The sequence below is a fragment of the Meridianimarinicoccus marinus genome (assembly GCF_040689105.1).
Classification (GTDB): domain Bacteria; phylum Pseudomonadota; class Alphaproteobacteria; order Rhodobacterales; family Rhodobacteraceae; genus Meridianimarinicoccus; species Meridianimarinicoccus marinus.
Genome location: NZ_JBFBVU010000010.1, coordinates 81,688 through 103,325, shown reverse-complemented (window position 1 = coordinate 103,325; position 21,638 = coordinate 81,688). Strand labels below are relative to the sequence as shown.

At 66.5% G+C, this 21,638-nt stretch carries 23 protein-coding genes; 16 read left to right on the top strand and 7 right to left on the bottom strand.

The window, feature by feature from the left end:
• Window positions 1-38 precede the first annotated feature (38 nt).
• Complete coding sequence (gene ubiA, locus AB0T83_RS10075; RefSeq protein ID WP_366192899.1) at window positions 39-1,001, bottom strand: 4-hydroxybenzoate octaprenyltransferase; 963 nt, start codon at window positions 999-1,001, stop codon at window positions 39-41.
• An 11-nt stretch (window positions 1,002-1,012) separates the two neighbouring features.
• On the opposite strand from ubiA, the gene AB0T83_RS10070 reads away from it, so the two are divergent.
• The 3 genes from AB0T83_RS10070 to AB0T83_RS10060 all read left to right on the top strand — a co-directional run bounded on the left by AB0T83_RS10070 (window position 1,013) and on the right by AB0T83_RS10060 (window position 3,864).
• Window positions 1,013-1,750: a 16S rRNA (uracil(1498)-N(3))-methyltransferase gene (locus AB0T83_RS10070; protein ID WP_366192898.1), complete on the top strand. Its 738-nt coding sequence runs from the start codon at window positions 1,013-1,015 to the stop codon at window positions 1,748-1,750.
• A 118-nt stretch (window positions 1,751-1,868) separates the two neighbouring features.
• A complete protein-coding gene (locus AB0T83_RS10065; protein WP_366192897.1) occupies window positions 1,869-2,432 on the top strand; it encodes a hypothetical protein in 564 nt (187 codons plus the stop codon).
• Window positions 2,433-2,493: 61 nt separating this feature from the next.
• Entirely contained in the window at window positions 2,494-3,864 is a 1,371-nt protein-coding gene (locus AB0T83_RS10060) for a glutamate--cysteine ligase (RefSeq protein ID WP_366192896.1), read from the top strand.
• Here the strand turns inward: AB0T83_RS10060 and truA are convergent.
• Window positions 3,861-4,631 carry a tRNA pseudouridine(38-40) synthase TruA gene (gene truA / locus AB0T83_RS10055; protein ID WP_366192895.1) on the bottom strand — a complete coding sequence of 257 codons (771 nt, stop codon included), beginning with the start codon at window positions 4,629-4,631 and terminating at the stop codon, window positions 3,861-3,863. The genes AB0T83_RS10060 and truA overlap by 4 nt on opposite strands.
• Before the next feature lie 101 nt (window positions 4,632-4,732).
• On the opposite strand from truA, the gene AB0T83_RS10050 reads away from it, so the two are divergent.
• From AB0T83_RS10050 to AB0T83_RS10040, 3 genes are read left to right on the top strand one after another with little or no spacing between them, the layout of a single operon-like run.
• Entirely contained in the window at window positions 4,733-6,166 is a 1,434-nt protein-coding gene (locus AB0T83_RS10050; protein ID WP_366192894.1) for a YcjX family GTP-binding protein, read from the top strand.
• Complete coding sequence (locus AB0T83_RS10045) at window positions 6,163-6,612, top strand: GNAT family N-acetyltransferase (RefSeq protein WP_366192893.1); 450 nt, start codon at window positions 6,163-6,165, stop codon at window positions 6,610-6,612. The genes AB0T83_RS10050 and AB0T83_RS10045 overlap by 4 nt, the downstream gene beginning before the upstream one ends.
• Complete coding sequence (locus AB0T83_RS10040) at window positions 6,609-7,628, top strand: YcjF family protein (protein ID WP_366192892.1); 1,020 nt, start codon at window positions 6,609-6,611, stop codon at window positions 7,626-7,628. Before AB0T83_RS10045 ends, AB0T83_RS10040 begins: the two co-directional genes overlap by 4 nt.
• On the opposite strand, the gene AB0T83_RS10035 is transcribed toward AB0T83_RS10040, so the two are convergent.
• Window positions 7,616-8,032: a group III truncated hemoglobin gene (locus tag AB0T83_RS10035; RefSeq protein ID WP_366192891.1), complete on the bottom strand. Its 417-nt coding sequence runs from the start codon at window positions 8,030-8,032 to the stop codon at window positions 7,616-7,618. The two genes, AB0T83_RS10040 and AB0T83_RS10035, sit on opposite strands and share 13 nt — an antisense overlap.
• Window positions 8,033-8,148: 116 nt before the next feature.
• Between AB0T83_RS10035 and AB0T83_RS10030 the strand changes: the two genes are divergently transcribed.
• Together AB0T83_RS10030 and ileS are read left to right on the top strand one after the other, a co-directional pair.
• The gene (locus tag AB0T83_RS10030; protein ID WP_366192890.1) at window positions 8,149-8,514 is read left to right on the top strand and encodes a cupin domain-containing protein; all 366 of its coding nucleotides are present in this window, start codon (window positions 8,149-8,151) and stop codon (window positions 8,512-8,514) included.
• A 189-nt stretch (window positions 8,515-8,703) separates the two neighbouring features.
• On the top strand, window positions 8,704-11,688 hold the full coding sequence (ileS, locus tag AB0T83_RS10025; protein ID WP_366192889.1) for an isoleucine--tRNA ligase: 2,985 nt from the start codon (window positions 8,704-8,706) through the stop codon (window positions 11,686-11,688).
• 54 nt (window positions 11,689-11,742) lie between these two features.
• On the opposite strand, the gene AB0T83_RS10020 is transcribed toward ileS, so the two are convergent.
• Complete coding sequence (locus AB0T83_RS10020) at window positions 11,743-12,249, bottom strand: hypothetical protein (protein ID WP_366192888.1); 507 nt, start codon at window positions 12,247-12,249, stop codon at window positions 11,743-11,745.
• Between the two features lie 147 nt (window positions 12,250-12,396).
• On the opposite strand from AB0T83_RS10020, the gene acpS reads away from it, so the two are divergent.
• Window positions 12,397-12,795 carry a holo-ACP synthase gene (gene acpS / locus AB0T83_RS10015; protein ID WP_366192887.1) on the top strand — a complete coding sequence of 133 codons (399 nt, stop codon included), beginning with the start codon at window positions 12,397-12,399 and terminating at the stop codon, window positions 12,793-12,795.
• A 3-nt stretch (window positions 12,796-12,798) separates the two neighbouring features.
• Here acpS and AB0T83_RS10010 read toward each other — a convergent pair whose 3' ends face one another.
• Entirely contained in the window at window positions 12,799-13,644 is an 846-nt protein-coding gene (locus AB0T83_RS10010; protein ID WP_366192886.1) for a CE1 family esterase, read from the bottom strand.
• Window positions 13,645-13,735: 91 nt separating this feature from the next.
• On the opposite strand from AB0T83_RS10010, the gene AB0T83_RS10005 reads away from it, so the two are divergent.
• The 6 genes from AB0T83_RS10005 (at window position 13,736) to recO (ending at window position 18,374) form a co-directional block, all read left to right on the top strand.
• Window positions 13,736-14,791: an AbrB family transcriptional regulator gene (locus AB0T83_RS10005; protein WP_366192885.1), complete on the top strand. Its 1,056-nt coding sequence runs from the start codon at window positions 13,736-13,738 to the stop codon at window positions 14,789-14,791.
• A gap of 88 nt (window positions 14,792-14,879) precedes the next feature.
• Window positions 14,880-15,668, top strand: coding sequence for a signal peptidase I (lepB, locus tag AB0T83_RS10000; RefSeq protein ID WP_366192884.1), 789 nt, complete (start codon window positions 14,880-14,882; stop codon window positions 15,666-15,668).
• A 3-nt stretch (window positions 15,669-15,671) separates the two neighbouring features.
• The gene (gene rnc / locus AB0T83_RS09995; RefSeq protein WP_366192883.1) at window positions 15,672-16,364 is read left to right on the top strand and encodes a ribonuclease III; all 693 of its coding nucleotides are present in this window, start codon (window positions 15,672-15,674) and stop codon (window positions 16,362-16,364) included.
• Window positions 16,357-17,283, top strand: a complete 927-nt coding sequence (era, locus tag AB0T83_RS09990; RefSeq protein WP_366192882.1) for a GTPase Era — start codon at window positions 16,357-16,359, stop codon at window positions 17,281-17,283. The genes rnc and era overlap by 8 nt, the downstream gene beginning before the upstream one ends.
• Window positions 17,283-17,609, top strand: coding sequence for a DUF1491 family protein (locus AB0T83_RS09985; RefSeq protein WP_435891156.1), 327 nt, complete (start codon window positions 17,283-17,285; stop codon window positions 17,607-17,609). The genes era and AB0T83_RS09985 overlap by 1 nt, the downstream gene beginning before the upstream one ends.
• A gap of 42 nt (window positions 17,610-17,651) precedes the next feature.
• Complete coding sequence (recO, locus tag AB0T83_RS09980) at window positions 17,652-18,374, top strand: DNA repair protein RecO (RefSeq protein WP_366192880.1); 723 nt, start codon at window positions 17,652-17,654, stop codon at window positions 18,372-18,374.
• Here recO and AB0T83_RS09975 read toward each other — a convergent pair.
• Window positions 18,371-18,781 carry an META domain-containing protein gene (locus tag AB0T83_RS09975; RefSeq protein WP_366192879.1) on the bottom strand — a complete coding sequence of 137 codons (411 nt, stop codon included), beginning with the start codon at window positions 18,779-18,781 and terminating at the stop codon, window positions 18,371-18,373. The two genes, recO and AB0T83_RS09975, sit on opposite strands and share 4 nt — an antisense overlap.
• A gap of 168 nt (window positions 18,782-18,949) precedes the next feature.
• Between AB0T83_RS09975 and AB0T83_RS09970 the strand changes: the two genes are divergently transcribed.
• Entirely contained in the window at window positions 18,950-19,738 is a 789-nt protein-coding gene (locus tag AB0T83_RS09970) for a SpoIIAA family protein (RefSeq protein WP_366192878.1), read from the top strand.
• 84 nt (window positions 19,739-19,822) lie between these two features.
• Here AB0T83_RS09970 and AB0T83_RS09965 read toward each other — a convergent pair whose 3' ends face one another.
• Window positions 19,823-21,511 (bottom strand): acyl-CoA dehydrogenase family protein, encoded by a 1,689-nt coding sequence (locus AB0T83_RS09965; protein ID WP_366192877.1) that lies wholly within the window; start codon window positions 21,509-21,511, stop codon window positions 19,823-19,825.
• Between the last annotated feature and the right edge of the window lie 127 nt (window positions 21,512-21,638).

Below are 21,638 nucleotides of genomic sequence, written 5' to 3'. Positions count from 1 at the left end.
GGCTTAGTGTCTTTACGAAGCCCCGCGCGCGAGATCAATCAAAGCAGCAGGGCTAACGCGAAGGCAGCGGCGGGAATCAGCCCGGTATCGCGGTTGCTGCGGAACAGCCACAGGCAGGTGTCGGGGTCTTCGGTCTGCAAGCGCCGCAACTGCCAAAGCTGATGCACGGCAAAGCCCGGCACTGCCAGAAACGCCACGGCACTTGCCATAGTCAGCCCCTGACCGGCGAGGGCCACCCAGATTGCCAGCGCCATCAGCGCAACGGACCCCCACAGGAACAGGGTCAGCCAGCGATGGGTGTTGCTGCCGAACAGCCGGGCCGTGGATTTCACCCCGATAAGCGCGTCGTCTTCCTTGTCCTGATGCGCATAGATGGTGTCGTAGAAAAGGGTCCAGACCAGCCCCGACAGGTACAGCAGCACTGCCGGCCACCCCAGCCGCCCGTCATGCGCCGTCCAGGCCAGCAGCGCGCCCCAGTTGAACGCCAGCCCCAGGAACACCTGCGGCCACCATGTGAACCGCTTGGCAAAGGGATAGATCGCCACCAGCGCCAGCGAGGCCACCCCCAGCAGGATGGCATTCAGGTTGAATGTCAGCAGGATCGCGAAGGCCAACAGCGCCTGCAGGCCCATCCAGACCACCGCCCCCCGCACGCTGACCTGGCCCGAGGGGATCGGCCGCGACTGGGTGCGGGCCACGGCGGCGTCGAATTCGCGGTCGGTGATGTCGTTCCATGTGCAGCCGGCGCCGCGCATCAGCCAGGCGCCCAGCCCGCAGCCCAGCATGATCCACAACCCGCGCCATCCCAGACCGTCACCGCTGGCCGCCGACAGCAGGACGCCCCACCAGCAGGGCAGCAGCAACAGCCATGTACCGACCGGCCGGTCCGCCCGGCTGAGACGCAGGTAGGGGCGGGCCCAGTCTGGCGCGCGATGGTCCACCCAGTTGCCGCGCACCGCGTCGGACACCTGTCCCTCTGGCGCTTGGGGCGAGTCGGTCATATCTAGGCCTCATGTCGAACGCGAAATCTTCTGCAAAGATCCGGCTCTATGTAGAGCATCCCTTGGCCGAGGGACAATCGGTTCCGCTGACGCGGGATCAGGCACATTACCTGTTCGGGGTGATGCGGTTGACCGAGAGCGATGCGGTGCTGCTGTTCGACGGGGTGTCGGGCGAATACCGCGCCGAGGTGGCCGAGGCCGGAAAGCGCGGCGGTGTTCTGGTCTGTGCCGAGCAGACCCGGCCATTGCAGACCCCGCCCGACCTGTGGCTGCTGTTCGCGCCGATAAAGAAGGCGCGCACCGATTTCATCGTCGAAAAGGCCGCCGAGATGGGCGCGGCGCGCATCTGCCCGGTGCAGACCGCCTTCACCAATTCCGAGCGGATCCGGCAGGATCGCCTGCAAGCCCACGCCATCGAGGCCGCCGAGCAATGCGGCGGCACCTTCGTGCCCGAAGTGACCGCGCTGACCCGCCTGTCTGCGCTGCTGGACGATTGGCCCGCCGACCGCCGCTTGATGTTCTGCGACGAGTCCCGCGCCGGGGAGGGTCTGACACTGGCCACCGCCGGGCCCGGACCCTGGGCCATCCTGATCGGTCCCGAAGGCGGCTTCAGCTCCGAGGAACGGGCGCGGCTGATGGCGATGGACCAGGCAGTGCCGGTCAGTCTCGGCCCGCGCATCCTGCGCGCCGATACCGCTGCCGTGGCCGCCATGGCGGTCTGGCAACAGGCGTTGGGCGACTGGACATGATCCGCCGATCCCGGTCCCGTTATTTGCATCCCGCGCCCGCGCTTGCGAGGCTGGGCTAAAGCGGATTCGCCTGGGCCGAGTCCCGCTGACCGACGACCGATGCCTGCGAGGTGCTGCATTGAAAGACTTCATTCGTCCCGAACTGCGCCACGCCTTTTGGCACGCGCGCGAGCTGATCGGCGGCCTTGCGGTGGCCGCTTTCGCCCTGTGGTGGATGCTCAGTTCCCATGGGATCATGTTCTGGACCTCGATCCCGGCCATGGGGCTTGGCGTTGTGCTTGTGGCGCTCGGCCTGCAGCGAATGCGGTTTCGCACCGAGGGCAACGGGCCGGGGGTGGTGGAAGTCGATGAGGCACGCATCGCCTATTACGGCCCGCTCGACGGCGGCGCAGTGTCGGTCCGGGCGCTGGCCGAGGTGGCGCTGGACCCGCGCGGTCGGCCCGATCACTGGACCCTGCGCGAATCCGACGGCACCACGCTTCACATTCCGGTGACGGCCAGCGGGGTCGAGGCACTTCTGGATGCTTTCGCGCAATTGCCCGAGTTCCGGACCGAACGGCTGTTGCTGGCCCGTCAGGTCAACCAGGGCGCGGTTTACGTGGTCTGGCAGCGCCCCGGCGTCAAGCCGCCGAAGGGCGACGCGCTGCTGCCGCCGACTTCGGCCAAACGGCGCGCGGATTGACAGCCAGCGCATTTCCTTTCACCAGTCAGGTTCATTTGACCAAAGTTCGGAGCCGCATCTCATGTCTATTCCCCAATCGGGCGGCGGTCCGATCGAACATCGCGATCAGCTGGCCGCCTATCTGGCCGACGGGTGCAAGCCCAAGGACGACTGGCGCATCGGCACCGAGCACGAGAAATTCGCCTATTGCCGCGATACCCTGAACCCGCTGCCCTACGATGGGGAACGGTCGATCAAGGCGGTGCTGGAAGGGCTGCGCGACCGCTTTGGCTGGACGCCGGTGATGGAAGGCGAGAACATCATCGGGCTGGAGAAGGACGGCGCCAATGTCAGCCTCGAGCCGGGCGGACAGCTGGAACTGTCGGGCGCGCCGTTGGAAACCATCCACGGCACCTGCGACGAGGTGAACACCCATCTACGCGAAGTGCGCGACGTGTCGGATCACCTGGGCGTCGGTTTCATTGGTCTGGGCGCTGCGCCGATCTGGACGGGCGATCAGATGCCGGTGATGCCCAAGGGCCGCTATGCGCTGATGACCGGCTACATGGACAAGGTCGGCACCCACGGCAAGCAGATGATGTACCGGACCTGCACCGTGCAGGTGAACCTCGACTTCGCGTCCGAGGCCGACATGGTGCAGAAGCTGCGCGTGGCGCTGGCCCTGCAACCGGTGGCGACGGCACTGTTTGCCAATTCGCCCTTTTTCGAAGGCAAGGTGAACGGGCACAAGTCATGGCGCTCGCGCGTGTGGCGCGATCTGGACCCGGACCGCACGGGCATGCTGCCCTTCGTGTTCGAGGACGGGTTCGGCTTTGACGCCTGGGTGGATTACGCGCTCGATGTGCCGATGTATTTCGTCTATCGCGACGGCAAGTATATCGACGCGCTTGGCCAGTCGTTCCGCGATTTCCTGAAAGGCCAGCTTCCCGCATTGCCGGGCGAGGTGCCGACGCTGTCGGACTGGGCCGACCACCTGACCACGATCTTCCCCGAAGCCCGGATCAAGAAGTTCATCGAGATGCGCGGTGCCGATGGCGGCCCGTGGCGGCGGCTGTGCGCGCTGCCCGCGCTTTGGGTCGGTCTGACTTACGATCAGGGGGCGCTGGATGCGGCCTGGGATCTGGTCAAGGGCTGGGATGCTGAAACCCGCGAGGCCTGGCGCGTGGCGGCTTCGGTCGACGGTTTGCAGGCCCGCGTGAACGGTCAACTCATGCAGGATCTGGCGCGCGAGGTCGTGGACATCGCCGAGGCCGGGCTGACGGCGCGGGCGCGCCCCGGTGCCAACGGGCTGATCCCGGACGAAACCCATTTCCTGAACGCGCTGCAGGAAAGCGTCGAATCCGGTCGCACCCCGGCGGACGAATTGCTGGGGCGCTACAATGGCGACTGGAACGGCGACCTGACCCGGATCTACGCCGACTACAGCTACTAGGGGGCGAAGGGGTCGTCCTTGTACCCCACGCCGGCCAGGTACAACCCCTGCGGCGGGCAGACCGGTCCGCAGGCGGCGCGGTTGCGCGCGTTCAGCGCGGCGGTGACATCGTCCGGGGTCCAGGCCCCGGCGCCGACCCGCTCCAGCGTGCCCACAAAACTGCGCACCTGGTTGTGCAGGAAGGACCGGGCGCGGACGTGGAACCGGTATTCTACCGCATCCGGGCGCGCGATTTCCTCGACCCGCAATTCATCCAGCGTCTTCATCGGGCTGTCGGCCTGACAGATGGTGGACCGGAAGGTCGTGAAATCATGGTGGCCGATCAGACGGTCGGCCCCGGCCTGCATGGCGGCGCGGTCCAGCGGTTGCTTGACCTGCCAGACCAGCCCGGCGTCATGGGTGACCGGCGCACGGCGCGCCAGCAGCCGGAACATGTAGCGCCGCTCGGTCGCCGAGAACCGTGCGTGCCAGTCGTCGGCCACGCGCGCGGCGGCCAGGATCGCCACCGGCGCGGGCTTCAGGTGATGGTTCAGCGCCTCGGACAGGCGGAACGGATCCCAGTCGCGCACCATGTCGCAATGGGCCACCTGTGCCAGCCCGTGTACCCCCGCATCGGTGCGCCCGGCGGCGGCGATCGTATCCACGGACGGGTCAAGCTTGCGCAGCGCCTGTTCCACGGCCTGCTGCACCGAGGGCTGTTCCTTCTGGCGCTGCCACCCGGCGAAGGGGGCGCCGTGATATTCGATTTTCAGGGCAAAACGGGGCATGGCGGTCCTCTAGCGTCCCGCGCGCGGCTGTGCAACGCGCCCGCACTGGTAAAACGCGCGTCAAAGCCATATCTCGAAACAAAGGTCATTCGGGGGCAGATGTGGTTCTGGGCAGTATTACGGACGGGTTGGCGCGCACCGCCGACGGGCTGGTGCGCACGGTCGAGGATGCCGGGGCCAGCGTGTCTGAAACCTTCTTCGAACCGACCCTGCGGCTGGGGGTGACCGGGCTGGCGCGCGCCGGCAAGACCGTGTTCATCACCTCGCTGGTGGCCAATCTGATCGACCGGGGGCGGATGCCGCAACTGGCCGCCGCCGCCGAGGGCCGCATTCTGACCGCCTTTCTGCAACCGCAACCCGACGACACGGTGCCGCGCTTCGACTACGAACAGCATCGCGCGGCCCTGATGGGGCCCGCGCCGCATTGGCCCGACAGCACGCGGGCGGTGTCTGAACTGCGCCTGTCGCTGCGGCTGAAGCCCACCGGCCTGCTGGGCGGGATGACCGGGCCACGGGTGCTGCATCTGGACATCGTAGATTATCCCGGCGAATGGCTGCTGGATCTGGCGCTGCTGGACAAGGATTTCGCCACCTGGTCGCGCGATACGCTGGCGCGGCTGGGCGAACGCCCGTCAGGGCAGATGTATCGCGACGCACTGGGGGCGGTGGATGCCGACCGACCGCTGGAGGAACCGGCCGCACAGGGTCTGGCGCGCGCCTTCACCGCGCATCTGCAGGCCGCCCGCAAGGCCGGGTTTTCGGATTGCACGCCGGGCCGCTTCCTGCTGCCGGGCGATCTGGAAGGTTCGCCGGTGCTGACCTTCGCGCCGCTGCCGGATGGCGCCGCGCCGCGCGGCTCGCTGGCGCGGGAGTTCGAGCGCCGGTTCGAGGCCTATAAATCCAAGGTCGTGCGCCCGTTCTTCCGCGATCACTTCGCCCGCATCGACCGGCAGGTGGTGCTGACCGATGTGCTGGGGGCGATTCATGACGGTCCCCGTGCGGTCGAGGATCTGCGCCGCACCATGGCCGAGATCCTGACCGCATTCCGTCCCGGATCGTCCAGCTTTCTGGCGCGGCTGCTGGGCGGCAAGAAGGTCGACCGGATGCTGTTTGCCGCCACCAAGGCTGACCATTTGCACCACAGCCAGCATGGCCGCCTGACCGCCATCACCGAGGCGCTGGTGCAGGACGCCAAGTCGCGGGCCGATTTCGCCGGGGCGCAAACGCTGGCCCTGTCGCTGGCCGCCCTGCGCGCCACGGTCGAGGAAACCCGCGAGCACAACGGCCGTAGGCTGGATCTGGTGCGCGGCCGGTTGCTGAAGGATGGCCGTCAGGCCGCCTTCTATCCCGGCGCGCTGCCCGACGATCCCGCAGCCCTGCTGGCCCCGGCGCGCAGCGGTGCCGAACGGTGGCTGGACGGCGACTATGGAATCATGCGGTTCGCCCCGGCGGCGCAAAGCCTGAAACCCGGCGACGGCCCGCCGCATATCCGCATGGATCGCGCGGCGCAGTTCCTGATCGGAGACCGGCTATGAAGGGCTTTCAGCTGCGCGATGCCCGGCCGGAGGACGCGCCTGCCATGGCAGAGATCCTGACCGATTGGCTGACGCGGACACCCTGGTTGCCGAACCTGCACACGCCGCAACAGAACCGGGCCTTCTGCGGCAAGCTCATCGACCAGAAGGCGGTGACCGTGGCCGAACAGGACCAGCATGTTGTCGGCTTTCTGGCACAGCGCGCGGCCGAGATCGACGCGCTGTATGTTGCCCAAGGAGCATGGCGGCAGGGCATCGGGCACGCGTTGCTGTCTGCGGCCAAGGCGAAACATGCGAGGCTGGAACTCTGGACCTTCCAGGCAAACCTTGAAGCGCGGGCGTTTTACGCGTGCGAGGGGTTTTTCGAGTTGCGCCGCACCGACGGCCAGGACAACGACGAGAAACTGCCGGATATCCGCTTTGCTTGGGAAAGGACACCGACGTGAGCGACCGCGATGGCCCCGTGATGATCGATCTGGAGGCCGAGGACACGGCCCCGAGCCCGTCCTCCGCCCCCCCGGTGCCGGATCTGGATGGCACATTGCCCAACGATCCGGCGGCGATGCAGCGGCTGGCGGGCATGGCAAAACAGTCGCGGCGTGGGGCCTTGTCCACGTGGTTCTGGGCCTTGCTGGGCGGCATTCTGGTCTCGGGTCTGTCGCTGGCGGCATGGAGCATGGTGGACAGGCTGATCGCCAGCAGCCCTGTTCTGGCGGGCCTTGTGGCCGCCCTTCTGGGCGCCTTCGGGCTGGTCTGTCTGCTGATCGCGCTGCGCGAGGTGGCGGCTTTCGCCCGTCTGGGGCGGCTGGACAAGTTCCAGCACCGGGCCACCGCAGCCCTGGCCGACAATGATCTGGAGGCGGCGCGCAAGACCGCCCGCGATCTGACGGCCTTCTATCACGGGCGGGCCGAGCTGAAATGGGCGCTGGACGGGATGCCCGCCCGGATCGAGCAAAGCTTCGATGCTGACGCGGTGCTGGGCGTGGTCGAGCGCGACCTGTTGCGCCCGATGGATGCCGAGGCCACCCGCGCCGTGGAAATCGCCGCCCGGCAGGTGGCCACCGTCACCGCGCTGGTGCCGCTGGCGCTGGCCGATGTGGTGGCCGCGGCCACCGCAAACCTGCGGATGATCCGCACCATTGCCGAGATCTACGGCGGTCGCGCCGGCACCTTCGGCACCTGGCGGCTGATGCGCGCCGTGCTGACCCATCTGGTGGCCACCGGCGCGGTGGCAGTGGGCGACGATCTGATCGGCTCGGTCGCCGGGGGATCGGTGCTCAGCCGGGTGTCGCGCCGTTTCGGCGAAGGCGTGGTCAACGGCGCGCTGACCGCCCGCGTCGGCGTCGCCGCGATCGAGGTCTGTCGCCCGCTGCCCTTCACCGCCGCCAAGCGTCCGTCGGTCACGCGGCTGGTGAAACGGGCGCTGACCGGGCTGTTCGGGTCGGACCCTCAGCCCAGCTGAGGCACGCTGCCTTTCGGGCGGTGACGATCCTCGACCCCCAACCGCAGCCCGCGCCCGATGCGGTGGGCCAGCGTGGTCCAGGCGTCGGCCTGCGGGGCGGGCAGCTGGCGGTGGGTGACGGTTTCGAACAGCTCCAGCCACGGGTCGAAATGGGCCGGGCGCACGTCGCCGGCAGCCAGATGCACCGCCATCGGGTTGCCGTCATAGCCCGGCTGTTGCAGCAGCGCCTTTTTCCAGAACCGGCCGATCTTGGCTTCATGGGCGCGCCATTCCTCGGCCCCGGTGCCCACATGGCCGTTGAAGATCGGCCCCAGCACCGGATGCACCCGGATCTCGGCATAGAAGGCAAGCACCACACGGTCGATGTCGGCGTCGGTCAGCGGGGCAACGGGGGCGTCGGTCATGGCAGCATCCTGATTGCGTCTGCGATCTACCTGTGGCTTGCCCGGCGCGCCCGCAAGGCGGCCACTGGTCGCGCGGGCGGAATCGCGCCATGATCGTGGGTGAGGAGGCAAACCCGATGAAATGCACCATCCTGTCCGAAGACGCAGACGGCGTCTCCTTCTTTACCGAGGGCGAGATCGAGATGGCCGAGGCGCTGTTCGCCCCGCCCGCGCCGCCGATGCCGCGCTCGGCGCCCGAGCCCTGCACGCGGATCATCCACATCGCCTTTCCGCCGGGCTGGACCGGTCCGCGCCATCCGTCGCCGCGCCGCCAGATCGCCTATTGCCTGTCCGGGCGCACGCGGGTCGAGGCTTCGAACGGCACCGCGATCACGATGATGCCCGGCGATATCCTGCGGATGGAAGACACCGAAGGCGCGGGCCATGTCACCACCTCGATCGGCGAGGTCGAGGCGCGGTTTGTCATGGTCCAACTGGAGTGATCGCCGCCGCCGCGCTCTCTTGTCCTCGCGCACGGGCAGCCCTATAAGCGCGCCATGGAATGGGCACTCGCCATTATTGCGCGAATTACCGGCCCGGTGCTCTGATCCGAGTTGCCGGGACAAGGCGTATGGACTTCTCGCGCCGCTCTCATTCCCCCCAGATTTTCCGACCTTCAAGGACGCTGACCGATGTCGTCTGAAACGATCGACTATAAAGACAGTCTGAACCTTCCCAAAACCGATTTCCCGATGCGCGCGGGGCTGCCCAAGCGCGAGCCCGACTGGCTGGCCCGCTGGGAGGACATGGATATCTATGGCCGCCTGCGCGAGAAGGCCAAGGCCGATCCGTCGCGCCGCCCCTTCACGCTGCACGATGGCCCGCCCTATGCCAACGGGCACCTGCACATCGGCCACGCGCTGAACAAGACCATCAAGGACATGATCGTCCGCAGCCACCAGATGATGGGCCGCGACGCGCGCTATATCCCCGGCTGGGACTGCCACGGCCTGCCCATCGAGTGGAAGATCGAAGAGCAGTACCGCAAGAAGGGCAAGAACAAGGACGAGGTTCCGGTCGTCGATTTCCGTCAGGAGTGCCGCAAGTTCGCCGAGGGCTGGGTCGATATCCAGCGCGAGGAGTTCAAGCGTCTGGGCGTCACCGGCAATTGGGCCGACCCCTATTTGACCATGGATTTCCACGCCGAGCGGGTCATCGCCGAGGAATTCATGAAGTTCCTGATGAACGGCACGCTCTATCAGGGTTCGAAACCCGTGATGTGGTCGCCGGTAGAAAAGACCGCCCTTGCCGAGGCCGAGATCGAGTATCACGACCACAAGAGCCACACGATCTGGGTGCCGTTCCGGGTGCGCCGCGGCGGAAACGCGCAGATGCCGCTGCTGGACGAAGAGGCCGATTACGACGGTGCCAATCAGGCGATCCTGGCCGACCAGCTGCACGCCGCGAGGGTGGTGATCTGGACCACGACGCCCTGGACGATCCCGTCCAACAAGGCCGTCGCCTTCAATCCGGCAATCTCCTACGGGCTGTATGAAGTCGAGGAAACGCAGGACGAAAGCTGGACCAAGCCCGGCGATGTCTACCTGTTCGCCGACACGCTGGCCGCAGAGGCGCTGGAGAAGTCCCGCGTCACCCGCTTCCGCCGTGTGCGCGATGTGAGCACACAGGAACTGTCGGGCCTGACGCTGGAACATCCTTTCGCCGGTCTGGAAGGCGCGAACGGCTTCTGGGACTACGACGTGCCGATGATCGACGGCGACCACGTCACCGACGAGGCCGGCACCGGCTTCGTGCACACCGCCCCCAGCCATGGCGCCGACGATTATGACTGTTTCGTCAAGCGCGGCTGGATGGACCGGATGACCTATAACGTGGGCGAGGAGTCCGAATTCCTGGCCCATGTGCCGTTCTTCGCCGGGCTTCAGGTGTTTGACCGCAAGGGCAAGGAAGGCAAGGCCAACCGCGCCGTGATCGACAAGCTGGTCGAGGCGGGCGGACTGATCGCGCGCGGGCAGGTCAAGCACTCGTATCCGCATTCGTGGCGCTCCAAGGCGCCGGTGATCTTCCGCAACACGCCGCAGTGGTTCGCCGCCATCGACAAGCCGGTGGGCGACGGTCTGGACCTGATGGGCACCACCATCCGCGAACGCGCCCTGAAATCCATCGACGAGCTGGTGCAATGGACCCCGCACACGGGCCGCAACCGCCTGTTTTCGATGATCGAAACGCGTCCCGACTGGGTGCTGTCACGGCAACGCGCCTGGGGTGTGCCGCTGACCTGTTTCGTGCGCAAGGGCGCCGAGCGGACCGACCCGGATTTCCTGCTGCGCGACCCGGCGGTCAACGCCCGCATCGCCGAGGCTTTCGAGGCCGAAGGCGCCGACTGCTGGTATGCCGATGGCGCCAAGGAACGGTTCCTCGGGGCGGATCACAACCCCGACGATTTCGAACAGGTCTTCGACATTCTGGACGTGTGGTTCGACAGCGGCTCGACCCATGCCTTCGTGCTGCGCGACCGCGAGGACGGCACGGCCGATGGCATCGCCGATGTCTATATGGAAGGCACCGACCAGCATCGCGGCTGGTTTCACTCGTCGCTGCTGCAGGCCTGCGGCACGCTGGGCCGGGCGCCCTATCGCAACGTGGTGACCCATGGCTTCACGCTCGACGCGAAGGGCATGAAAATGTCCAAGTCGCTGGGCAACACCATCGTTCCCGAAACGGTGGTCAAGCAGTATGGCGCCGATATCCTGCGTCTCTGGGTGGCCCAGTCCGACTATACCGCCGACCAGCGGATCGGGCCGGAGATCCTGAAAGGCGTGGCCGACAGCTATCGCCGGTTGCGCAACACCATGCGCTTCCTGCTGGGTTCTCTGAACGACTATTCCGACGAGATCCGGGTCGCGCGGGACGACATGCCGCCGCTGGAACAACTGGTCCTGCACATGGTCGAAAGGCTGGATCGCGAGGTCAAGGAAGGCTACGCCGACTTCGATTTCCAGGGCGTGTTCCAGAAGGTGTTCCAGTTCGCCACGGTGGATCTGTCGGCCTTCTATTTCGACATCCGCAAGGATGCGCTGTATTGCGACGGCATGGACAGCCTGGCGCGCCGCTCGGCGCTGACCGTGCTGGACATCCTGTTCCATCGGCTGACCACCTGGCTGGCGCCGATCCTGGTGTTCACCATGGAAGAGGTCTGGCTGCAGCGGTTTCCCGGCGATGACAGCTCGGTTCACCTGCAGGACATGCCGGACACGCCGCCCAACTGGCATGATCCGGTGCTGGCCGAATGGTCGCTGTCGCTGCGCGCCCTGCGCCGCGTGGTGACCGGCGCGCTGGAGCTTGAGCGTCAGTCCAAGACCATCGGTTCGTCACTGGAGGCCGCGCCCATCGTCTATCTGACGCAGGAAATGCGCGACAAGATCGGAGATGACACCGAGAAATTCGCCACCATCTGCATCACCTCGCAGATCGACCTGCGCGTCGAACCGGTGCCCGAAGGGGCCTTCACCCTGCCGGATGTGCCCGGCGTGGGCGTGGTGTTTGCCAAGGCCGAGGGCGCGAAATGTCAGCGCTGCTGGAAGATCCTGCCGGATGTGGGCACGCACAGCCACGCCGATGTCTGCGGGCGCTGCGACGGCGTTCTGGGCGGCTGACACCGGCCCCGGCCCCCAATTTCACGCCGTCCCCATGGGGGCGGCGTTTTTCGGTCAGCCGCGCCGCAATCGCAGGCCCGCCAGCCCGCCCAGGGCCAGCGCCATCAGACCGGCGGCACCCGGCAGCGGCACGGGCGAGGGGCCCGAGATGGCGTATTTCGTGCCATCGTCGATGTTGTTGAGATTGCCGTCCACCGCGAGGTAGTCGCCGGGCGTCGGATCGTTGGGCAGCGGATAGATCTGCAAGGTACACTGCGTGGCCGCGCAGGTCGCGTTGCCGGTGGCGTTGGTATAGGTCGGAAATGCACTGTAGTTCACGAAATCCCCAGCCGCCGGATCGTAGTCGAACGGTCCCCCCGCGTCGATGCGGGTGTCGAACAGCACGTTGAACATCTGCACCATCAGGTTGCTGACCGTGCCGCCGCCTGCGGGCGCGGTGAAGGTTCCGATGATGTTGTTGGATCCGGCCAGACTGAAATCGATCTGGAAGGTCGCCGCCTTGGCCGACAGCGGCAGGATACTCAGGGCACTTGCAAGGATCACATGGGTCATGCGCGGCATGATCTGTCTCCTCTTCGGGTTTACCTGAGGTCAGAATAACGCGAATCGGCGCGCCTGTCCGGTTGGGAATTCTGGCATCCCGGTTGCAGGCTCTGGTCAGCCCCGGCGGGCTTGGCTATGCCGGTCGCAACATAGGGAGAGCAGCGCATGATCCTGGGCATCGGCACCGATCTGGCCAATATCGAACGGATCGCCGGGACGCTGGACCGCTTCGGCGACCGGTTCAAGACCCGCGTGTTCACCGAGATCGAGCAGCGCAAGGCCGAGCGCCGCGCCGATGTGGCCGGCACCTATGCCAAACGCTGGGCCGCGAAAGAGGCCTGTTCGAAGGCGCTGGGAACCGGGCTGGCCATGGGCATCTCGTGGAAGGACATGGCGGTGACCAACCTGCCGTCCGGACAGCCGGTGATGCAGGTGACCGGCTGGGCGGCAGACCGGCTGGCCGCGATGACCCCGCCGGGGCATGAGGCGATCATCCACGTCACCCTGACCGACGACCATCCCTGGGCGCAGGCCTTCGTGGTGATCGAGGCGCGGCCGCTTTAGCCGCTAAGGATTATCGGGAGCAGGCTCCAGCCAGTCGAGCACGGCCTCGGCCCAACCGGCCCGCCGCCCGTGACCGCCGGGCAGAAGTTGCAGGGTCAACTGGCCGCCCTCGGCACAACCGGTCCAGGCCTTGGTCCAGGCCGCCGCGGTCACCTCGGCGGTGTCGGCCTTCGGGGGGCAACCCATGGTGCGCTGCCACACCTCGAGCCCGTCGAAGACACTGGCGACCTCGAAGCTGTAGCCGAACCATTCCATCCCGGTGCCCTCCACGGGCAGGGTCCGATCGGTGAACCCATGGCTGTGCAGCAGGCGGACAGAGGCGGCGCATTGCGGGGGAAGTGGCGCCCAGAAGCCCCCCGCGTGGGACACATAGGCCCGCGCCGTGTCCGGGGCGTGACAGGCAATGTCCCAGACCATTGAGCCGCCCCGCGAATACCCCATCAGCACGATGTTCTCGGGATCCAGGGAAAAACGTGTTGCGGCATCCGCCAGCACCTGGCGCACGAAGGCGATGTCGTCGCGGGGCAGGCCAAAGCCGTCGCGCACGCCCCAATCCAGATGATGGCCTTGCAGCGTATCGACCTGACCGTCCGGCACGACCACCGCATAGCCGCGGTCCAGAAACGGTTGCAGCAACCCCGAATTGCGCAGAACCGCAGCGCTGCTTGCGGCATAGCCATGCAGGTACAGGACCGTGGGCGTTGGCTCGGTTGCGGGTATAGCGGGCAGGGCAACGCGGTACTGGCCACCGTCCACCAGACAGGGGGAGGGTTGGCACGCGTCCTGCGCCTGCGCGAAGCCCGGTTCGGCGGCGATCAGAAGTCCTGCGGCAAGGATGACCCGAAACATCGACGGCTTCCTCCTCGGTCTTGCAACGCCAACCCACGCACGCGCGCTGTGGCATTGTTCCCCAATGGCTCCTGTATTAGCAGATTGGGCCATGGCGGACCAATCAACACTTCCCTTCCCATGGCCGGGACTGGCCCTTGCGCTTGGCATCGGCGCGCTTGGCGGCGCGCTGTTCTGGTGGCTGAATGTCCCGCTGGCCTGGATGCTGGGGGCGATGACGGCGACCGGGCTTGCGGCTCTGTTGCAGGTGCCGGTGCATCTGCCCAACCGGCTGCGCAATCCGTTCATCGTGGTGATGGGGGCGATGCTGGGCACCTCGTTCAACGGGGACATGCTGGGCGGTTTGCGCGATTGGCTCCTGCCGCTGGCCATTCTTGTGCCGTACCTGCTGGTCGCCGGGGGCAGCGCCTTTTTGTACCTGTCGCGGGTGGCGGGACTTTCGCGGCCCACGGCGTTCTATTCGGCCATGCCCGGCGGGCTGGTGGACATGATCCTGATGGGCGAGAAGGCGGGCGGCGATCCGACCACGATCTCGCTGATGCATGCCGCGCGGATCTTCCTTGTGGTGATGCTGCTTCCCGTGCTCATCCAGTTTGTCACCGGCGCCGATCTGGCGGGCCGCAGTGCCAACTGGCGGCCGCTGGCTGATCTGGGTCTGATCGGAGCGGCCTGGTTCGCGGTCTCAGCCCTGGTCGGTGCCCGTCTGGGCCGCCTTCTGCACCTGCCCGCACCGCTGCTGATCGGGTCAATGCTGGTCAGTGCCGGCCTGCACGCGAGCGACATCACGGATTTCCAGGTGCCGTCTGTCATCCTGGCCGGGACGCAGGTGATTCTGGGCGCGGGCATTGGCTGCCGCTTTGCCGGCACCTCTCCGGCGCGGATCCTGAAGGTGCTGGGGCATTCGCTGGGGGCCACAGCGTTGCTGCTGTGCGCGACGATCCTGTTCGGCCTGGCCCTGTCGCATCAGACCGCCATCCCCTTCGCCGAGGCGCTGTTGGCCTATGCCCCCGGCGGGCTGGCGGAAATGAGCCTGATCGCCTTCACCCTGGGACTTGAGGTGCCGTTCGTGGCGGCGCTGCATATCGCGCGGATCTTCCTGACCGTCTCCGGGGTGACCTTGCTGGAACGGGCGTGGCGCCGCCGCTGACCCCTCCCGCTCGGGACGCGCAACTTGACACCCGAAGCGCCGGGCCGCAAAGAAGCCCGAAGTTATTCCCGAGGCAGGATCCAGTACCATGGCAAGCAAGGCCGAAAAAGACGGCGGCATCGTCGAGACCATCAAGACGATCGTATACGCGCTGCTGATCGCAGGCGTGTTCCGCACGCTGTTCTTCCAGCCGTTCTGGATCCCGTCGGGTTCGATGAAGGACACGCTGCTGATCGGCGATTTCCTGTTCGTCAACAAGATGGCCTATGGCTATTCCCAGCATTCCTGCCCGTTCTCGATGTGCCCCTTCATTCCGGGCCGCATCCTGGCCTCGGAGCCCGAGCGCGGCGACATCGTGGTGTTCCGCCATCCGGTCACCGGTGCGGATTTCATCAAGCGCCTGATTGGCCTGCCCGGCGACAAGGTGCAGATGCGCGATGGCCAGTTGTACCTGAACGGCGAACCCGTGCCGCGTGAAGACGCGGGAGTCTTCGAGGAAGTGTTCGAACCGCAAGGCCCCGTGGGCAACCGCCCGCAGTGCGAAAACGGCCCGGTCGGCATCGGCGGGTTGTGCACCAAGACCCGCTACACCGAGACCCTGCCCGGCGGTAAAAGCTATGACACGCTGAACATCCGCGACAGCGCGCTGGACAACACCCCGGTCTATACCGTGCCCGAGGGGCACTATTTCTTCATGGGCGACAACCGCGACAATTCCAACGACAGCCGGGTGCCGCAATCGGCGCGCGGCGTGGGCTTCGTGCCGTTCGAGAACCTGATCGGCCGGGCCGACCGGGTGATGTTCTCGTCGGCGGGCAAGTCGATCTTCTACTTCTGGACCTGGCGCGGCGACCGGTTCTTCAAGGGGTTGAACTGAGCCTTGGCGCTGTCGGCGGAACAAAAGGACTTCGCGGCGCGGCTGGGGCATGACTTTGCCACGCCCGCACTGCTGCAAGAGGCGCTGACCCACCCCTCGGTGGCGACGCCCAACCGCAAGGACAACCAGCGGCTAGAATTCCTGGGCGACCGGGTGCTGGGGCTGGTGATGGCCGAGACCCTGCTGGCCGCCGACCAGACCGCCCCCGAAGGCCAGCTTGCGCCGCGTTTCAACGCGCTGGTGCGCAAGGAAACCTGCGCCGACGTGGCCCGCGCCGTCGGGCTGGGCACGGTGCTGCGGCTGGGCCGATCCGAGATGCTGTCGGGCGGGCGCCGAAAGGAGGCCCTGCTGGGCGACGCCATGGAGGCGGTGATCGCCGCCGTCTACAAGGATGGCGGGCTGGAGGCCGCGCGCCGCTTGATCCTGACCCATTGGGGCGACCGGATCGCCAATGTCGAGGCCGACGCCCGCGACCCCAAGACCGCCCTGCAGGAATGGGCGCAGGCGCGCAAGCTGGCGCCGCCGCGCTATGTGGAAACCGACCGCAGCGGCCCGGCCCACGCCCCCGTCTTTACCATCGAGGCCCGGCTGGACAGTGGCGAGGTCGAACGGGCCTCGGCCGGATCCAAACGGCAGGCCGAACAGGCCGCCGCGCGCGCGCTTCTGACCCGCATGGAGGCGGGCACACATGACTGACTCCCCTGACCAGACCCGCGCCGGGTTCGTCGCCCTGATCGGCGAACCCAATGCCGGCAAATCGACCCTGTTGAACCGCATGGTCGGGGCCAAGGTCTCGATCGTCACCCACAAGGTGCAGACCACCCGCGCCCGCATTCGCGGCGTGGCGATGGAAGGCGCCAGCCAGATCGTCTTTGTCGACACGCCGGGCCTGTTCCGTCCGCGCCGGCGTCTGGATCGCGCCATGGTGGCCGCGGCCTGGGGCGGGGCGGCGGATGCCGATGTCGTCGTGCTGCTGGTCGAAGCGCATCGCGGGGTGACCGAAGGCGTCGAGAAGATCCTCGAAGCTCTGGCCGAACGTGCCGTGCCGAAGCAGCGCGTGGCGCTGGCCATCAACAAGATCGACCGCGTCGAGGCGCCGGTCTTGCTGGCGCTGACCAAGGATCTGAATGACCGCTTTCCCTTCGCGCATACGTTCATGATCTCGGCCGAGAAGGGCCATGGTGTCGACACGCTGCGCAAATGGCTGGCCGGGGAGCTTCCGGCGGGGCCGTGGTTGTATCCCGAGGATCAGATCGCCGATCTGCCCATGCGCATGATCGCCGCCGAGATCACCCGCGAGAAGCTGACCCTGCGCCTCCATCAGGAACTCCCCTATCAGCTGACCGTCGAGTCCGAGAAATGGGAGGATCGCAAGGACGGCTCCGCCCGCATCGATCAGGTGATCTACGTCAGCCGCGACGGTCACAAGGGCATCGTGCTGGGCAACAAGGGGGAAACCATCAAGGCCGTGGGCCAGGCCGCCCGCGTCGTGATGGAAGAATTCCTGGGCCGCAAGGTGCATCTGTTCCTGCAGGTGCGGGTGCGGACCAACTGGCAGGAAGAATCCGAGCGCTATGACGAGATGGGGCTCGACTTCAAGGACGGCAATACGTGATCCGTCTGGCGGCCGATCTTTGGGTGAAGGCCTATTTGCGGCGGCTTCAGATCGAACACATCCCGGCCTATATCGCGGCGAAGGGCGATCCCACCTCGGGGGCGGTGATCGTCAAGCTGGCGACGCTGGATGGCAAGGCGGTGGCCAAGCAGCGCTCCTATGACCTGATGACCGGAGAGCGCAGCTGGATGATACTTGCCGAAGGTCCCGAGGCCGAGGTCGACGCGGTGCTGGCCCGCCAGAAGGACCGCGACCGCGACCTGTGGATCGTCGAGGTCGAAAGCCGCGAGGGCCGCGACCTGCTGGATCATGTCGGCCTGACCTGATCGCCGTTGCATCGGCAATGGTTTGCGCCCTAGATCAGCCTCATGGATTGGCGCGACGAAGGGGTGCTTCTGACCATGCGCCCGCATGGGGAAAGTGCCGCGATCATCGAGGTTCTGACCGAGGCCCATGGCCGCCACGCCGGAATTGTGCGCGGCGGTGCCGGGCGACGCATGGCACCCGTGCTGCAACCCGGTGCACAATTGTCTGTGGCGTGGCGGGCGCGGCTGGAAGATCACCTTGGCACCTTTACGGTGGAACCCCTGCGGTCACGCATGCCCGGCGTCATGGGCGACCGGCTGGCGCTGGCCGGGCTGAACGCCGTCTGCGGCCTGCTGGCCGTGTCTCTGCCCGAGCGCGAGGCGGTGCCCGAGATCTACGAGCGCAGCCGCACCCTGCTGGACCTGATGCCGATCACCGAGGCCTGGCCGCTGGCCTATCTGCATTGGGAACTGGCACTGCTGGAGGCGCTGGGGTTCGGGCTGGATCTGTCGGTCTGTGCGGTTACCGGGGCGACCGAGGGGCTGGCCTATGTCTCGCCCCGCAGCGGCCGGGCGGTGACCGCCAAAGGGGCTGGCGACTGGGCCGACAAGCTGCTGCCACTGCCGCCTTGCATGTTGCCCGGCGGCGATGGCGACAACGCCCAGATTGCGCAGGCGCTCGCCACCACCGGCTATTTCTGGAGCCAACACCTGACGCCACGGGGAAACAAGCCGCCGCTGCCCGCCGCGCGCCAGCGGTTGCTGGACCTGCTGGCGCGGGTCTAGGTTTCCGGCGGATCGGTCTTCACGAACACAAGCTCGGATCCGTCCGGCCCGGTCATCACCAGGTTTTCGCCGTCAAAGCGGGCGCTGGTGGTTGCGCCGAACACCTGCAGAAACTCGGTCTCCTCGGCCATGTTCTCACAGGCCGTGCGGGTCGAAACGATGGGGCCGATGGTGAAACTGTCTGCGGTGCCCTCAAGCGTCGCCAAAAAGGTGTTGCAGGGCGCGCGACCGGCGATGCGCCTGTCGATGGCCAGGCTGAACCGCGCCAGCGCCGGGAAGCGTTCGCCGTTGATCGTGGTCAGACGCCAGTGCTGGGCGGGCTTCAACGGGTCGACCGGGCTTTGCGCGAATGCGCCGCCTGCGGCGGTGGCCAGGGCCAGCACAAGCGCGGCACGGGACATGAACATCGGAAATCTCCTGCAAGTCTGCGGCGGGTCTGCCAACGCCCCATGTTGCGCGGGATTTCCCCAAGTTCAAGAATTGAAGTTCGAATGTCTGTGCCGACATAGTGACGGGCGCGGCGGGATCTGCATGGTCCCCGCCTGTCCGTTCCTGTTGCAACCGGAGGCTTCCCCATGATCATCATCGAGAAAATCGGCCCGCAGACCCTGTCGCTGGACCTGCGCGACCAGGTAAGTGCCGCGGATATTCAGGCTGTGGACGATGCGGTGCGCGATCTGCTGGAGGAAGAGGGCAAGATCAACCTGCTGCTCGACCTGACCGGGATCAGCGATGTGTCCGCCGGGGCGGTGGCCGAGGATCTGAAGGTCGAAACCGCGCTGCTGCCGCATCTGCGGCGGTTCGGGCGCATGGCCGCCGTGACCGAAAAGCAATGGATCGCCTCGGTGATGCGCGCTGCCGGGCACCTGATGCCGGGGCTGGAATTTCAGACCTTCGCCCCCGACGACCGGCTGGCGGCCCGCACCTTCGTGCTGGACGAGGGTGCCGCCCCGGAAACTGCCGTGCCGGCGGTGCGCTTCCTGGACCCACCGCATCCGCATGTACTGGCCTATGAGATCGACGGCGTTATCCAGCAGGCCGATGCCGATGCGGTGATCGAGCGTCTGAACACCATGCTGGCGGAAACGCCGGGCGCGGGGCGGCGGATTTCGCTGCTGGTGCGGGTGACGAATTTTGCTGGGTTCGCCCCGTCCATGATGATCAGCGGGCCGCTCTGGACCGCCAAGCTGGCGGCAATCCGCAACTTGCACCGCTATGCGCTGGTCGGGGGCGGCGGCTGGATGGAAAGCCTTGCCAAGCTGGCCGATCCGGTCACCTCGGTCGAGATGAAAAGCTTCGATGCGGAGGAAGAGGCTGACGCCCGCCTGTGGGTGAGCGAGGGACTGGACCCGGACGCCGGCTGAGCCCCGGTCAGAAGCAGAAAAAGGCGCCGGGGGGCGCCTTTTTCGGGACGGAAGGGGGGAACTCCCGTCCTGACCAGGAGCGGATCAGCCCAGCAAACGCCGCGCGATCACTTGCGCCTGGATCTCTCCGGCACCCTCGAAGATGTTGAGGATGCGGGCATCACACAGAACCCGGCTGATCTGGTATTCCAGCGCGAAACCGTTGCCGCCGTGAATCTGCAGGCCGTTGTCGGCCGCCGCCCAGGCGACGCGGGCGCCCAGCAGCTTGGCCATGCCGGCCTCGAGGTCGCAGCGCTGACCGTGATCCTTCTCCCAGGCCGAGAAATAGGTCAACTGGCGCGCGATCATGATTTCCGTGGCCATCATCGCCAGCTTGCCCGACACCCGCGGGAAGTCGATCAGCGACTTGCCAAACTGCTTGCGGTCGATGGCGTATTGCATGGCGATATCCAGCGCGCATTGCGCCACGCCGATGGCGCGGGCGGCGGTCTGGATGCGGGCGCTTTCGAAGGTTTCCATGAGCTGCTTGAAGCCCTTGCCTTCCTCGCCGCCCAGCAGGTTCTCGCCCTTGACCTTGAAGTTGTCGAAGGCAAGTTCGTATTCCTTCATGCCGCGATAGCCCAGAACCTCGATCTCGCCGCCGGTCATGCCGTCGGTGGGGAAGGGGTTCTCGTCGGTGCCGGGGGTCTTTTCGGCCAGGAACATCGACAGGCCGCGGTGATCGGTGGTCTCGGGATCGGTGCGGGCCAGCAGGGTCATCACATGGGTCCGGGCCGCATGGGTGATCCAGGTCTTGTTGCCGGTCACCGACCAGTCATCGCCATCCTTGACCGCGCGGGTGCGCAGGGACCCAAGGTCGGACCCGGTGTTGGGTTCGGTGAAGACGGCGGTCGGCAGGATCTCGGCGCTGGCGATCTTGGGCAACCAGTGCTGTTTCTGCGCCTCGGTGCCGCCGCAGAGGATCAGTTCGGCCGCGATTTCCGACCTTGTGCCCAGCGAGCCGACACCGATGTAGCCGCGCGACAGTTCTTCCGACACCACGCACATCGAGGCTTTGGACAGGCCGAAGCCGCCGAATTCCTCGGGGATGGTCAGGCCGAAGACGCCCATTTCGGCCAGTTCCTCGATGATTTCCATCGGGATCAGCTCATCCTCGAGATGCCACTCGTGGGCGTCGGGGATCACGCGGTCCACGGCAAAGCGGCGGAACTGCTCGCGGATCATCTCCAACTCGTCGTCCAGCCCGGTGGTGCCGACGGTGATATTGGCCGACTGCTCCTGCATCAGCGCGACCAGCCGGGTGCGGGCGGTCTGGCTGTTGCCGTGGCACGACAGGGTGCGGATCGCATCGGTGTCCAGCCCGGCCAGCGCATCGGCGCCCAGCCCCAGATCATGGGGGCGAATGATCTCGCCCTGCGTCATCAGGATGCCGCCCGAGATCTGTTGCAGGTACTCGCCGAAGGCGATTTGCAGCAGCAGTTGCTCGGTCTCGCCGAACTTGCCCTCGGCCTGCACACGCTCGGCCCAGGCCTGCATCTGGCGCAGCGATTCCACGTAAGTGGCCAGCCATGCAAGGCCATGCGCGGCGGTCTGGTTGGCTTCGATCAGGGCGCCGGAAACGCGTCCGTCACGGGAAACCTGCGCGCGCACACTGTCCTTCGCGGCCTCCAGCAGCGCCTCGACAGGGGCGACGGCGGCACCGGTCAGGCTGAGCAGATCGTCGAGCACCGGCGCGGCACCGGAGTCGGGCAGGGACTGGCCATCATGGGGCATGAATCGGTTCCTTTCATCTTTCGGGTGCCGGAATAATCATTTCGCAGTCGCAGCGCAACATTTTTTCAATATCGATTGATAACTTGCAGCAATATGACCGCAACTTCTTTTGCGCTGCAGCGTCGGC

Coding starts and splice junctions, on each gene's coding strand:
- AB0T83_RS10005 (WP_366192885.1), top strand. CDS start 13,736: ATGGCGGACCAATCAACACTTCCCTTCCCATGGCCGGGACTGGCCCTT.
- AB0T83_RS09975 (WP_366192879.1), bottom strand. CDS start 18,781: ATGTTCATGTCCCGTGCCGCGCTTGTGCTGGCCCTGGCCACCGCCGCA.
- AB0T83_RS10045 (WP_366192893.1), top strand. CDS start 6,163: ATGAAGGGCTTTCAGCTGCGCGATGCCCGGCCGGAGGACGCGCCTGCC.
- AB0T83_RS10035 (WP_366192891.1), bottom strand. CDS start 8,032: ATGACCGACGCCCCCGTTGCCCCGCTGACCGACGCCGACATCGACCGT.
- AB0T83_RS09970 (WP_366192878.1), top strand. CDS start 18,950: ATGATCATCATCGAGAAAATCGGCCCGCAGACCCTGTCGCTGGACCTG.
- AB0T83_RS10060 (WP_366192896.1), top strand. CDS start 2,494: ATGTCTATTCCCCAATCGGGCGGCGGTCCGATCGAACATCGCGATCAG.
- recO (WP_366192880.1), top strand. CDS start 17,652: ATGGATTGGCGCGACGAAGGGGTGCTTCTGACCATGCGCCCGCATGGG.
- acpS (WP_366192887.1), top strand. CDS start 12,397: ATGATCCTGGGCATCGGCACCGATCTGGCCAATATCGAACGGATCGCC.
- AB0T83_RS10070 (WP_366192898.1), top strand. CDS start 1,013: ATGTCGAACGCGAAATCTTCTGCAAAGATCCGGCTCTATGTAGAGCAT.
- AB0T83_RS10020 (WP_366192888.1), bottom strand. CDS start 12,249: ATGCCGCGCATGACCCATGTGATCCTTGCAAGTGCCCTGAGTATCCTG.
- era (WP_366192882.1), top strand. CDS start 16,357: ATGACTGACTCCCCTGACCAGACCCGCGCCGGGTTCGTCGCCCTGATC.
- ubiA (WP_366192899.1), bottom strand. CDS start 1,001: ATGACCGACTCGCCCCAAGCGCCAGAGGGACAGGTGTCCGACGCGGTG.
- ileS (WP_366192889.1), top strand. CDS start 8,704: ATGTCGTCTGAAACGATCGACTATAAAGACAGTCTGAACCTTCCCAAA.
- AB0T83_RS10030 (WP_366192890.1), top strand. CDS start 8,149: ATGAAATGCACCATCCTGTCCGAAGACGCAGACGGCGTCTCCTTCTTT.
- AB0T83_RS09965 (WP_366192877.1), bottom strand. CDS start 21,511: ATGCCCCATGATGGCCAGTCCCTGCCCGACTCCGGTGCCGCGCCGGTG.
- AB0T83_RS10010 (WP_366192886.1), bottom strand. CDS start 13,644: ATGTTTCGGGTCATCCTTGCCGCAGGACTTCTGATCGCCGCCGAACCG.
- lepB (WP_366192884.1), top strand. CDS start 14,880: ATGGCAAGCAAGGCCGAAAAAGACGGCGGCATCGTCGAGACCATCAAG.
- truA (WP_366192895.1), bottom strand. CDS start 4,631: ATGCCCCGTTTTGCCCTGAAAATCGAATATCACGGCGCCCCCTTCGCC.